The following is a 12915-nucleotide window of genomic DNA, read 5'->3' as shown; positions in this document are numbered from 1 at the left end:
AAAAAATGAATTCAATAGAGATTGCAAGAACAGAAAGATTTATATGTAATGCTAAACTAAAGGATTCATATGAAGCTTACAACGTTTTAGACCATAATGAGTATCAAAGGTTTATAAAGCTGGTTCTTAAAAATACAGATATAGTTTGTTTTAAGGTAGATTCCTGGCTGGATGATCTGGACGAGCTAAGTCGGAGTAAATGGGGGAAACTGAGTGAGAATGTTATTGAGATGACGAATGAGGAGGGTGTTCCCAACTCTGCTGGCTGTTATTCCAGAATCTTCCTGAAAAATGATTATACATTATATGAATTTTTCATGGGGCTGAAAAAATTCTTTGATTTTAAGGAAGATGAGTCTATGGGAATAAAACTCGAAGATCCACTTTTCATCAAAAATGGCGAAATAATCTGTCACACACTTACACATGAGGGGTATTGTGATGTGGCAGAGGATATATATGAACTCTTGCAAAAGGGATATTTGCACAATTGACAGGAATTTAGGATATTTATGATTTAAATGAAACACAATGGTAGGGCACTTATGCTTAGCTCCCTTTCCGTCAATACGGGGAGGGGCTTTTTTATAGCTTTATTTTTAAAAGAAGAAATCTTTTTTGTAACGAATTCTTGTTTATCTGCATTAACTATATAGAAACATCTTAAAAGACAATGAAGGAGACAGAAACTTGCAACCAATGGATGAAATATACCAAAAGTATGCCCGCATGGTTTACGGATACCTGAGGTCGGTTGCACAGAACGATGACCTTGCGGAGGAACTGACACAGGAAACCTTTTGCCAGGCAATTAAAAGCATCAATCGATTTAATGGTAGCTGCAAATTATCCACATGGCTTTGCGCGATCGCAAAGAATACATATCTTAGCTACCTACGCAAAAATCCACAGCATGATTATACGATGATCTTAACATTCCTGTGGAATCGGCGAGAGTACGCACTGCAGTCAAATAAAAAAGTCAGAATTGATGAACACATACATAATCTACCAGAGCCATATCGTGAAGTAGCTTACCTCGTGGGCTAGGCGGTCGTCCTTTGCTGAGATTGGAGAAGTACTTGGGAAAACAGAGAACTGGGCAAGAGTAACTTTTACGAAGTAAGAAAAACTTAGAAAGGAATTTACGAGAATGAATAAGATCCATGTGAGATGATCAGGATCTTTTTCCATCATATATAGATGGACTTACCAGTGAGAGAACCAATGAACTCATAAAAGACCATCTTGAGAAATGCCCGGATTGTCAAAAATATTGGAAAGCATGAACGGAGATACAGAAAAAGAGTTTTTTCCTGGCAATAACGATACAAAAGCAATTCAGTTTTGAAAAAAGAAAATAGACTCAGAAAAAGAATAATCATTGGTAGCACAGCGGCTATCATTCTCAGTATTCTTATTGTATTTATCAAGATTTTCATTGTGGGAACGGATTATGAAGAGGGCTATTATGCAATTGAAAAGCTGGATGTGGAAGATAGTGTTTTGCATATACAAGTCAGTACCGAAGATAGCATAAATGTAATCTCAAGAATAAGATTTAAAGAAGATGATGGCGTTGTAACTGCGGTGGTGAGGGAAGTTCCGGTTAGCTTTATCAACCGTCCAGGAAAAGAATTTACATATTCGTTAAAGAATCCCGAGAATTTTAGGCAGGTAAAGATTGGTGGAGTCGTTGTGTGGGAAGATGGAAGCTTGATTTCATACCGTACAGGTAAGCTCTATGAAACCAGACACAGCTACGTCGGTGATGCATCTGCGAATGGAAAAACACTTTGTGCGATGAGGGATGTATGCGGAATGCTTGGAGAGTTTGGAAAGATGCAAAGCCAGCTTGAAACTAGCAATGAACCCTATGGTTGGATACTTGCCTTGATAAAGAAATTCCCCCTGAAAACGAAGATCTTTTAACTCAAAAAATGGAATACACTTCGTATCTGCTTCTTGGACTTATAGGCAACCTTGATCATGTCACTTTTAAATATAAGGTTGCAGGTAAAAATCGCACAATAACTTTTGACGCATCAATAGCCACTGAATTTCTGGGCCAGGATATCAAGAACTGTGGAAATAGTGCAAAAGTTTTAGATATGTTACTTAAAAAGACTGAAATGTAGGATAATAGTAAAAAACAGTCTGAATTGATTGGTTGTCTCCAAATGTTTAAAATGTCTGTCCTTTATTGATAGTAATGTAAAAGTATATTGTGGAGATGAAGTAAACGTTAATTATGATAAATGAAATACAAGTGCATTCTTGATTTGCATGATGATTGCACTTGTTTAGAGCAGCTTGGGTGTTTTTGCAATTAAGAAAGATAGGAACGTTGAGGAAGATACTGTATGAAGAAAGCCATACCAACCTTGTTAATCATAATAGGAATAATACTTTTTGCATTTAAGATGATTGGAATAGTGTATGACGTATTTTATTGGCCACAAACAGTACAGCCTATGCAAACAGTTTTGGCGGAGAGTAGTTCCTGATGGACCAACAGCATACTTTATTGCAAGCAAAATAAGCTATTCATATATATTCTTGGAACTTTTACCAGGTATTGCTTTGATACTTATTGGTATTTTTATGTTTTTGAGTGTTAGAAAAAGACTTCTTAGGGCACTTGTTTGTACCATTTATGGAGTTTATTATCATCGTGGCAGGATATGGCATATTCCATGGACCGTCGATTTTCCCACTTTATGCAGATTTTTATCCATTAATCCTTGCTATCATGGCTGCTATGGTCATATTTATGATGATTTCTTCGAGAGGGAAGCCCTCAATGAGGATTCTATCCAGGCCAGATCTTGCAAGATTTGCAGCTTCCCTAATAAGTGGAGTATATAGCTCTCTTATGTTTGGCTGGTGCATCTTAAAGATCATGCATGGTGTGATGCCTTTTGGTATGGAGCCTGTGCAGGTTGGGCCATTTATATCCAATCAGTTTGTTGTGGTATATCTGCTAAATCTGCTGATTTTTGCTGTAGAGCTTTTCAGGAGCATAAAGGATGGGGTGGGCTTTTCAGTCACTGCATATGTTTCGCTCATAGTACTTAACCTGGAGATGATCTATGAAGCGCTGCTTCACGAACCGATAATGGGCGTAGTAGAAGCATTCATGGGGTTTTTTCTCAGATATACAGCGACAATATATTGTGTGCTTCTGATAGTGATGGCAATTCGATTTTTTCTAAATAGAAAAAAGGGAAAAGATTGAATAGTAAATAAGGAAAGACCGGCATCTCATGTGTATGAGGCTTGCCGGTTTTTGTATTTACAATATGTTATTTAGGTGGAATATTCCAATATCCATTTCTGCTAGTTCCAATATATTTAACCATACCAGAATCCGTCATTTTCTTTATGTGATATCTTGTTCCATCAACTGTTAATCCAAGATTTGCTGCTATTTCCTTCTTGGTAATTTGAGGATTCATACGCATCATATTGAGGATTGAATCATGAATATTATTTGGGGGTAGTTTGGGGGTAGTACTACCCCCATCTTCACCCTCATCATAAAACTTCTCATGAATAAAGAGTCTTGTTACAAAGTAATCATGGGCTTCATCAGTCTCGAACTCAGGTAATGGAGATCCATTTGCGCTAAGTGCTTTTAATATCTTCTTGAATCCGGTATTTCTACCCTCAGTTAGATGAAGATCCTTAAGAAATTCACCAATACGGCGATTACGATATCGTCTACTGTATACTTTGTATTCCTTTAAACCTTGAAGTGTTACCGATCTATCCGGTCCTGGATGAGATATGATTTCAATCTTGTCATGGGTAACACGAACTTCAATTGGTTCACGTTCATCATAAGCTTTATGATATACGGCATTTGCAAGAGCCTCTTCGATGGCTGCATACGGATAATTGAAGAAACGATCAGCTTCTGCACGATCTGGATACTTAATAACTTTTTCTGTAATTATCATATTTTGAATATATCGAAGAGCTGCACGTAATTGCTCATGCAATGGCCCTTTAAAGGTCTGCTCAATGATTTTGTCTCCGCCTTCGCCTTCAGGAAACTGCACAACATCGATCTGAGCATATGGAAAGAACTTGTCAGGCTCAGAATTGAAAAACATCAAAGCAACATTTCTGGGCTTTACATATTCCGGTAATTCGCTGATGAGATGCATATTTTTGCATAATTCGGTAAAATCCATGCTGTCTGCCAGACTATATAGATCACTGTCTATCTCACGAAGATAGGATTTAATCAGTGTGAAATTAAGATCTGACAACTCTGCTCTATGATTAACCTGATCATCGTAAGGGGTTCTGTTAGATAAGGTATATAATTCTTTCTGCTCGTCGGGTGAAGGTTCCGCTGTAATTGAACCTTTTCGTATATAGCTTATTTTTTCGTGGTTGTTTTTGTCCATAGTCTTCGGGGAAGAATATGGTCTGCCATATCCTCCCGGACACCAGATAATGATGAATGTTTTATCTTCATATTCTTCTTTTGCGATTATTGGCATATAGTCAGGGCTAATAAGCTTACATTTTTTGAATATACTCTTCTGCCACTCATCAACTTTATCCAAAGGAACTCCAACTAATGGTCTTACAGGAATACCATTCTCTTCAGCGACTCCTAAAACAATATATCCGCCTCCCCAATTGTCCAAATCGTTGGCAAAAGCGCAGATTGTCTTAAGGGAAGCGGCAGGATCCCATGTTGTTTTAAATTCTATTCGAGCCCATTCAACCTCTCGACCTGAGAGAAGGCTATGTATACTTACAGGTAAAGCCAAATCTATTACCTCCATTGGTATGTAATTTCAGTATGTGCAAAAAAAGCACAAACTGATGTCTAATCAAGAAAAGTTATTTATCACCATTCTCCATCGCTTCCCATTCTGCCTTCATAAGCTCCAGCATGCGCTTTCTCTGCTCTTCTTCCGGTATATCAGAATGATCAATTTTGGTAATAGGAACACTTCTCATATTATCAATAAAATATAGCTTCTCACGCTCATAGCTTTCTTGTGAACGTTCAAAGTGACGCAGCTCATTTGTAAGCTTATATGCTTTTTCAATAGCTGAGCATAAATCCTGATTAAGTGTAGCCTCTGGATTATGGAAAACTTCGTTGTGATAAATCTTCAATTCTATCCAGTTGCGATCTTCATCCTCAGTAGCATCTTTTGATTCCAGGTCTACACGGTCATGTATAGAAGTCTTTATGGAAAACTCATTGGTTTCATATAACTCCAGGAAGCATGATAGAACATCGCCTAGACTTCCAAGGTGGAATGTTTCGTCTCGACCGCATAACCAGTCTATTGATACTCCACACTTATCAGCAATATTGATGATAGCGTCTACAGTCGGTTTTATTTTGCCACTTTCGTAGGATGACAATGTGGGCTGGGGAATACCTAGTTCCGCAGCAAAATCCTTCTGAGATTTATTCCCCTGCATAGATCGTAACATCTTAAGACGTTCGCCAAATAAGTTTTCTTTATCACCCATGGTCATGCTCCTTTCTTGTATGTACTATATTCTATCACATTCAGTGAAAGAAATGTATTATCTGTAATAAATATAGCATATACTAATATTGACATATAAAAATAATATTGATAATATAAAAATAGCTTAAGATAATATAAATCATAATAAGCTATAAAAGAATAACAAAGGGTGGTTAAAAAGAACCAAGCGTTTCCCGGAAAACCCGGATGTCGCCGAAATCCCCGGCATTTCCTGATTCAGATGTTGCCGATACAAAATAAAAAACAGAGGAATTATGCTCTGAGAAAGGAGGAAAATGAGAAACAGAGCCAGACAACGAGCAAATCGAAAATTAAAAGAAGAGCTTTTAGATTTCAGGGATGTATGCGGAGTTAAGGATCCAACACCTTACGAAGCAGTAAAGAAAATAGTAAACGAGATGAAGAAAAACAAAGAAAGGAGCAGACATGGAATACACGAATTTGTTAGCAGAGTATGACGATGTATTAAGCATCAATGATGTCAAAAACATTCTTAAGATAGGCCGTAACAAGGTGTACGACTATCTGAGGGACGGAACTATTAAATCCATGATGATAGCGGGAAAATACAGAATTCCAAAGCTTTACCTCTTGGAATTTATGTACCCCGATAGGAAATTTGTTAAGGAGGCAAGTTAAAAAGTATGGCAAGACCGAAGAAAAACGGAAAAAGAGCAACCGGCATTCAGGGGAAAAATGGTTATCTTTATATAATTACTCATCAGTATTTTGTGAAGGATGGAGTCAAGAAAAGTGAGAAAAAGTGGATTTCTACAGGTTTGAAGGATACGCCGGATAACATTAAGAAGGCCTCGGAAATGAGACAAAATCTTCTTAGTAAAAGGGCCACGATTGCTGTTGACAGAAATGTATCGCTAAAAGAATATTCAGATTGTTTTCTAGAGAAAAAGAAGAGAGAGGTTTCAGATACAACCCTTTCTTCTTATTTTTATAGAGTTAACAGGATAACGAAGTATTTTGGTGATACTAAAATCAAAGATGTAAATGTGCTTATGGTCGAGAACTTCCTGGACAATATGTTTGAAACAGATCATGCACAACCACGAACAGTTAAGGATACAAAAGTGTTATTTGGGAGTATTATGGATCAGGCTGTAAAGGATGGAATTATCCCGTGCAATCCAGTCAAAGAGGTAGAGATCAACAAGAATCTCGCAGTCAAATACACCAAGGAACAAAGTACTGACGACAAATTCTTTTCTTACGAGGAAGCGCAGCTCTTTCTGAACAACATAAAGGATCATGAATTATATGAACTATTCTATGTGGCCTTATTCTTTGGAATGAGAAGAGAAGAAATGCTTGGGCTAAGGTGGTCTGCTATAGACTTCAAGGCTAAAACCATGAACATTAATCACACAGTAACCCGAGGAACGAAAGTGAATCGTGTTAATGCTACCAAGACAGCTTCAAGTGCCAGAGAATATCCTCTGACAGATGAGCAGGTGGAAATGTTCAAAAGGCTTAAGGAGAAGGAAAATAAAAACAGAATACTATGCGGTAACGGATACCACGAAAGCGACTACATCTTCAAACATGTTGATGGGTCGCTTTTTTATCCGGATTATCCTACAAAACTGTTTGGCAAACTTATTAAGAAGATGCCGGAGCTACCACAGAATATTACCTTTCATGGTCTTAGGAGTTCCTGTGTTTCCATCCTTGTTCACCAGGGTATGGATGTTAAGAGTATTCAGAAATGGGTTGGCCATAAAGACATTGATACAACATTAAGGATTTACGCAAAGGTTAAAGACAAAGAAGCTAAGCGAGAGATCTCGCAGGCTATGACTGGAATTATTCCTCTTAAGGATTATTCCAACCAGTAACATGACAACTTAATAAGGTTTATAGAGAGCTTATTCTGCGATGAAATAATAAATCTAAGAATAAAAGGGATTTGGTAGAAAAATGGTAGAATTCGGACAAAAAAATAAGGACTTGCAAATCTGCAAACCCTTGTAAATACTGAGTCGAAGTGACAGGATTTGAACCTGCGACCTCTGCGTCCCGAATATAGATACGGATTTCCCGTTCTGTATTATTTCGTTCCAAAGTCTGTTATTTCAAGGGCTTTTCCAATCCAACGATTATATGATAACACCATATAACACAGAATAAAATGATGAATAGAGCTTTTTTTGGTAGAACAAAAGGTAGAATTGTCAGCTCTCTATAAACTTTCACACAAGGTTTATGGAGAGCTTTTTTAGCTCTTTTTTAATGCAAGTAAAGGAGCAGTTTATGGCAGTATTAAAAAACAAAACCCAGGGGAACTACACATTGGTTTCTCAGAATATTATGAGAGACAAAAACTTATCGCTTACGGAGCGAGGTATGCTTCTGACTCTTCTATCATTACCGGACAGCTGGCAGCTCACAATCAAGGGGCTCTGCCAGATTCTTCCGGATGGAAAAGACAAGGTATCCAAGACCCTGAACAGTCTTATTGATAAAGGGTATATCACAAGAGAACAGAGCAGGGATGGTGGAGGCAAGTTTGACTCTACTATTCTTGAGGTCCATGAGACACCGGTAAAGCCTACTGAGCCAACACAGCCCACCGATCCCACTGATCCAGTTGATCGGTCAAGGAAAGTGATCAAAGAATTCCCGAGAAAACCAGAGACTTCACCGTGTCCTGAAAATCCGGATGCGGTAAACCCGTATGCGGAAAAACCGCAGCCGGAGAATCCGCCACAATATATTAATAATATATCTAATAACTATAAACCTAATACTAAAGAAGTGTGTAGTAAGGAGGACACACTCACAGATGATGAATATGAAGATCTGATAAAGGAGTTTGGCAAAGCAAGTGTTGACTATCAGATACAGCGTATCAGGGATCATGGTTATAAGGGATGCCTTAACCACGATACCATCAGGGCCTGGTGCAGGGAAAGGCTGAACCGTCCCGTGACAATGCCGGGAGCCTCGCCCAAAAAGAATGCCTTCTGCAATTTTCAGCAGAATGAGTATGACTATGAAGAGCTGGAAAGACTGCTCTTATGTAACTAAAAACAAATTTCAGAAAAAATGGAGGATTGAAAGGTATGAAAGATTTATATATTGATGGAAAGTTAGTGATCGGAGTTGATCACGGATATGGAAACATGAAGACGAGAAATACGGTATTTAAGAGTGGAGTTAAGAAGTACAGTGAGGATCCGGCTATAGCAACAAATGTGTTGCAGCTTGACGGTATGTATTACGTTATCGGTGAAAGTCACAAGGTATTCATAGCCAATAAGAATGCAGACGATGACTACTATATCCTTACTCTGGCTGCTGTGGCAAAAGAACTGGAACTCAGAGGCTTAAGATCGGCAGATGTGATACTTGCAGTTGGGCTTCCGCTTCACTGGATGTCAAAACAGAAAGATTCCTTCAGGGATTACCTGATGAGAAGCAGGGAAGTTAGTTACAGATACTGCGGGCAGTATTATCACATCAGAATCTGCGATGTGGCGATCTATCCTCAGGGCTATGCGGCTATAGCAGCTTCGCTCCAGGATTATAAAGGAGTCCACATGCTGGCAGATATCGGAAATGGAACAATGAACACACTGGTCATCACTAATGGCCGACCAGTCTCTGACAAAAAATATACCGATAAGATTGGTGTTCATGAGTGTGTAAAAAAAATCATGAATGAAGTACAGGCTGAATGTGGAAAGATTCCTGATGAGAGCGTTATTGAAGACTTTCTAATAAGTGGAACGTCTGAAGTGTCAGAAAGGATTCAGGCTGTCATGCACAGGGAGGCGGTCAAATATACTGAAATGATCTTCGATAAGCTCAGTGAATACGAGTATGATTCGGAGCTTGTTAAGCTCCATATCATTGGAGGCGGAGGATGCCTGATCAGAAATTTTGGAAAGTATGATACCTCAAGCGTAGAGATCATTGAAGACATCTGCGCTACAGCCAAGGGCTACGAAGAAATCTACAACGCACAGCACATACTGAGGAAGGGCGCGTAAGCTCTCTTCCCGGAGGTGATTGTATGTCAGAAAAGAGATTAAGCATCAGATTCCGCATGGATAATCCTCAGGATAAAGAAGCCTGGGAATTACTCCAAAGGATTTCTGAGGAGGAAAATATTTCCAAGAATGCAGTTGCACTCAGGCTCATATGCAAGGGAGCAGTAAGTGCCGGGAGCATTGAAACCAGTTCATGGAATATGATTGCTGAAAGAATTGCTGATCTGGTCACCAATAAACTGGAAGCAGGTATAAGGCAAATCAAAGAAATACCTGCCTGTGAAACCAGAGACATTACAACAGCAATCTCCAAGGATTCATCACTCACAGATGAATATAGGGCTGTCAGTGAAGATGCTCTTAGCTTTCTTGATGAATTTTAAGATGGCATCACTTTGGTGCCACCCATAAAATTCATATGGCATCAGATTGATGCCAAACATTTCTTGCTCATGGGAGCAAGGCGATTTACCAGAAATGAAATCGGCGCAGTTCGCACCGATTTCATTTCTTCCCGGTTCGTTCGATACCTGATCACTTCGAAGGGGCAAATAGTTCACTGGACTGTTTGCTCCTTCTTTGTTTACAGAGATGAAGAATACTACTATTACTTCCTGCCGGAAGCTATAGCAGCATTCTCCATCCCTGCATCGGTATCTCTCGCCCGGGCAAATCGCAAGACCACATATTTCCCCATCGCCCGCCGAGCCGACCCTACACTGAATGCCATATCGGCGATGGAAAAATATGGCAAGTTTCGCAAAGTGGCAAGCCACATTTGCACCGGAAGGAGCCTTTCGGCTCTTCCTAAACTTGCCAGATGGGCTTCGCCCCCTTGGAACCCCCGGCGAGGTCTATCAGACCTCTGCACACCGGAGCCGACTACCTGACTTCAGAAAAAGGAAATCATCCACTGGATAATTTCTTTTTCCTCTGTCCAATAGTCTAGGAGCTCTGCTCCTGCACCACGCCAAAGGCCCTCGCTCCCTTTGGAAACCAGCGAAAAAATCATGAAAGGAGCGTAAAAAGCATGGCTAAACGCAAAAGAAATAAGGCAGTCACCATACGCATGAATGATGCAGAATATGATGCATTGCAGGATAAAGTAAAAGAATCCGGATTGACACAGCAGTCATATATTATAAGTGCAATCCGTGGATCAAGCATTACCTCTGCTGAGGAGCTTGCAGAAATAAAGGAAATCAACAAAGAATTTGCTGAACATGACAGGCTGCTTAGAGGAATGGCTACTAATGTGAATCAGATGGCACATGTTGCCAATGGGAAGGGACTTTTAGCAACAGCAGAAAAACTGGAAGAACTCTCGGATAAGATTATTGATGTTCGAAAGGAGGATGATAACAGATGGCGATTAATAAGGCAGTCAGTAAGCCACCTAAAAGTCACGGGGGCTTGAGGAATACCATAGAGTATGTCCTCAAGGATGAGAAAGTGAAGGAGGGTTATCTGGAAATTACGGGACCATTTTCTGAACAGGATATAACCTATGATTCAGTATACAGGACATGGCTTGAAGAAAAGAAGATATGGGATAAGGATTCCGGTAGGATGTGTGCCCATAATGTGATCAGTTTTCATAAAGATGAACCTGTGGACGCCTGCTGAAGTTCTTGAGATAGGAAGAATATTTGTAGACAGGTTTTTTCCTGATCATCAGAGCCTTATCGCTGTCCATCAGGATAGGAATCATCTTCACTGCCATATCGTAACCAACACTGTTTCCTATATGGATGGCAGAAAGCTTCATCAGTCAAGTAAAGACTTAGAGAAGCAGAAAGTGTTTACTAATAATTTATGCCGTGAAAAAGGTCTTCATGTTGCTGAAAAGGGACGCCACTTTGATGGCTCGCCAATAGAGGCGGGTGAGATTATTTCATGGAACAAGAATACTTACAAGCTTCTTACCAATGATTCAAAAAAGAGCTTTTTGGCAGATTGCGGAATTGCCCTTATGGAAGTAATACCAAGGTCAGCCAGTAAAGAGGAATTTATTTCTGGAATGGCAGAAAAAGGCTGGTCTGTGAAGTGGGAGGATAAGCGAAAGCATATAGTATTTGAAAATGAAAACGGAGACAAAGTCCGTGACAGCAAAATAGAAAAGACCTTTGCAGGTCTAAAGGTTAACAAGGAGGATTTAATCAATGAATTTGAAAGACAGAATGAAAGCAGACTCAGTCACCCAAGAGCTGATGAATTCGGAGCAGGAACAGAAGAATGTGAATCAGAATACTTCGAGCGATATTATGCAGAGGTCGAATCAGCAATCGCTAGAATCTCTGGTGAAGACTCAGGCAGAAGTGATATCCAGGCAGGACGAGAAGCTGAAGGAGAACGAACGGACGATACTGACGCTCTCATCAGAGAAGTCAGATCTGATATCAGCACTAGCCCGAAGCAACAGGGGAGATATCGGAATGGCAGAAACAGAGTCAAGAACTCGTGAAAGAGAACGAAGACTTGAGGAACAACGCAGGGCTAAAGAGCAGGAAAGAGCAAGAGAAACTAGAAAAAGATCTCGCGGATACACAGGCCCTTCTCTCTGATACGCAAAAGAAAGTCGATATGTCCAATGTAAGTGCCGTTGAAGAAGCTTTGGCAGCCCAGGAGGCTGCCGAGCTCAAGGCTCAAAAGGATATATCTGACTATAAGAAGCTTGCAGATGGGAAGATTACAGAAGCCATCCAGGCCAAGATAGAGGCAAATAAAAAGGCCCAATACAGAGTAGATATTTCCAGAAAGAGAGAACGAATCGCATGGGAATCTCTTGCCGCGACCCTCTTCTGCTGTCTGATGGCATATCCGGCATTTTTGAATGATATTGGAGATGCATTGATGGTTCCTTTTGTGTGGGCATGGAATAGATTAATTTTATTTGTGAAGTGGCTTGAAAGACCTTGCTATTCCAAATATATAAATGGAGTTGAAAAGCTTTATGCTTATTCCTTTGGGATGGCATGGTTTCTCAGGATCGCAAGTACTATTTTTACAGCTGCACTCATTGCAGGGATATGCTACGGTACATGGATCACTGTCAGATATTACAGGGAACGCTGGTGCAGCTTATGGTTGAGAGTACTTCTGATATCTCTGGGAGCCGTAATATTGTTTGGAGAAGGAATCCATAAGATCATGAACATTAATCTTGTTGTTCTGTTAATACTTTTGCAGGGAATTTATCTTGGTGTCATAATTTATTTGGATATATACTTTGAAAACCAAGGGAAATCCAGGTATTGGGATAAAATGCAGAAAAAGTGATAAAGATAGTATTTGTAAGACTAAACCTCCGCAAAAATCTAAGTTTTGCGGAGGTTTTTTATTGTTGTCATTAAACAATGAAGAATTTGCACATG

At 39.6% G+C, this 12915-nt stretch carries 16 protein-coding genes and 2 pseudogenes; 16 read left to right on the top strand and 2 right to left on the bottom strand.

Annotation, left to right across the window (positions count from 1 at the left end; all coding sequences use genetic code 11):
- The 5 genes and pseudogenes from BV60_RS23595 to BV60_RS0120625 all read left to right on the top strand — a co-directional run.
- A partial coding sequence (locus BV60_RS23595; protein ID WP_029324770.1) for a hypothetical protein occupies nucleotides 1-494 on the top strand: 494 nt, incomplete at its 5' end.
- 205 nt (nucleotides 495-699) lie between these two features.
- Nucleotides 700-1050 carry an RNA polymerase sigma factor gene (locus BV60_RS21455; RefSeq protein WP_197029630.1) on the top strand — a complete coding sequence of 117 codons (351 nt, stop codon included), beginning with the start codon at nucleotides 700-702 and terminating at the stop codon, nucleotides 1048-1050.
- 140 nt (nucleotides 1051-1190) lie between these two features.
- Nucleotides 1191-1289, top strand: a pseudogene (locus BV60_RS24410) (zf-HC2 domain-containing protein); the annotation flags it as partial.
- Nucleotides 1290-1443: 154 nt separating this feature from the next.
- Nucleotides 1444-2138 (top strand): annotated as a pseudogene (locus BV60_RS0120640) (DUF4825 domain-containing protein).
- Between the two features lie 518 nt (nucleotides 2139-2656).
- Entirely contained in the window at nucleotides 2657-3238 is a 582-nt protein-coding gene (locus BV60_RS0120625; protein WP_197029629.1) for a hypothetical protein, read from the top strand.
- 67 nt (nucleotides 3239-3305) lie between these two features.
- Here BV60_RS0120625 and BV60_RS0120620 read toward each other — a convergent pair whose 3' ends face one another.
- Complete coding sequence (locus BV60_RS0120620) at nucleotides 3306-4790, bottom strand: RNA-binding domain-containing protein (protein WP_029323861.1); 1485 nt, start codon at nucleotides 4788-4790, stop codon at nucleotides 3306-3308.
- A 73-nt stretch (nucleotides 4791-4863) separates the two neighbouring features.
- Entirely contained in the window at nucleotides 4864-5511 is a 648-nt protein-coding gene (locus BV60_RS0120615; RefSeq protein WP_051200968.1) for a helix-turn-helix domain-containing protein, read from the bottom strand.
- Nucleotides 5512-5809: 298 nt separating this feature from the next.
- Between BV60_RS0120615 and BV60_RS0120610 the strand changes: the two genes are divergently transcribed.
- From BV60_RS0120610 to BV60_RS0120565, 11 genes are all read left to right on the top strand, one after another.
- Complete coding sequence (locus BV60_RS0120610; protein ID WP_029323864.1) at nucleotides 5810-5992, top strand: hypothetical protein; 183 nt, start codon at nucleotides 5810-5812, stop codon at nucleotides 5990-5992.
- Nucleotides 5961-6173, top strand: a complete 213-nt coding sequence (locus BV60_RS0120605) for a helix-turn-helix domain-containing protein (protein ID WP_051656833.1) — start codon at nucleotides 5961-5963, stop codon at nucleotides 6171-6173. The genes BV60_RS0120610 and BV60_RS0120605 overlap by 32 nt, the downstream gene beginning before the upstream one ends.
- Before the next feature lie 5 nt (nucleotides 6174-6178).
- Nucleotides 6179-7384: a tyrosine-type recombinase/integrase gene (locus BV60_RS22465; protein WP_051656834.1), complete on the top strand. Its 1206-nt coding sequence runs from the start codon at nucleotides 6179-6181 to the stop codon at nucleotides 7382-7384.
- 415 nt (nucleotides 7385-7799) lie between these two features.
- Complete coding sequence (locus tag BV60_RS22460) at nucleotides 7800-8576, top strand: helix-turn-helix domain-containing protein (RefSeq protein WP_029323839.1); 777 nt, start codon at nucleotides 7800-7802, stop codon at nucleotides 8574-8576.
- Between the two features lie 35 nt (nucleotides 8577-8611).
- Nucleotides 8612-9541, top strand: a complete 930-nt coding sequence (locus BV60_RS0120590) for a ParM/StbA family protein (protein ID WP_029323841.1) — start codon at nucleotides 8612-8614, stop codon at nucleotides 9539-9541.
- A 23-nt stretch (nucleotides 9542-9564) separates the two neighbouring features.
- Nucleotides 9565-9924: a hypothetical protein gene (locus BV60_RS0120585; RefSeq protein WP_029323843.1), complete on the top strand. Its 360-nt coding sequence runs from the start codon at nucleotides 9565-9567 to the stop codon at nucleotides 9922-9924.
- Nucleotides 9925-10571: 647 nt separating this feature from the next.
- Entirely contained in the window at nucleotides 10572-10958 is a 387-nt protein-coding gene (locus tag BV60_RS0120575) for a plasmid mobilization protein (RefSeq protein ID WP_051200972.1), read from the top strand.
- On the top strand, nucleotides 10955-11167 hold the full coding sequence (locus tag BV60_RS23940; protein WP_051656945.1) for a hypothetical protein: 213 nt from the start codon (nucleotides 10955-10957) through the stop codon (nucleotides 11165-11167). Before BV60_RS0120575 ends, BV60_RS23940 begins: the two co-directional genes overlap by 4 nt.
- Entirely contained in the window at nucleotides 11145-12005 is an 861-nt protein-coding gene (locus BV60_RS21445) for a relaxase/mobilization nuclease domain-containing protein (protein ID WP_051656944.1), read from the top strand. Before BV60_RS23940 ends, BV60_RS21445 begins: the two co-directional genes overlap by 23 nt.
- Complete coding sequence (locus BV60_RS24085) at nucleotides 11977-12105, top strand: hypothetical protein (protein ID WP_255358157.1); 129 nt, start codon at nucleotides 11977-11979, stop codon at nucleotides 12103-12105. Before BV60_RS21445 ends, BV60_RS24085 begins: the two co-directional genes overlap by 29 nt.
- A gap of 19 nt (nucleotides 12106-12124) precedes the next feature.
- Nucleotides 12125-12820 (top strand): DUF6040 family protein, encoded by a 696-nt coding sequence (locus BV60_RS0120565; protein WP_029323847.1) that lies wholly within the window; start codon nucleotides 12125-12127, stop codon nucleotides 12818-12820.
- Nucleotides 12821-12915: the final 95 nt, after the last annotated feature.

Source organism: Butyrivibrio sp. AE3004 (genome assembly GCF_000703165.1).
Classification (GTDB): Bacteria; Bacillota; Clostridia; order Lachnospirales; family Lachnospiraceae; genus Butyrivibrio.
This window is presented reverse-complemented; position numbering and strand designations above follow the sequence as displayed.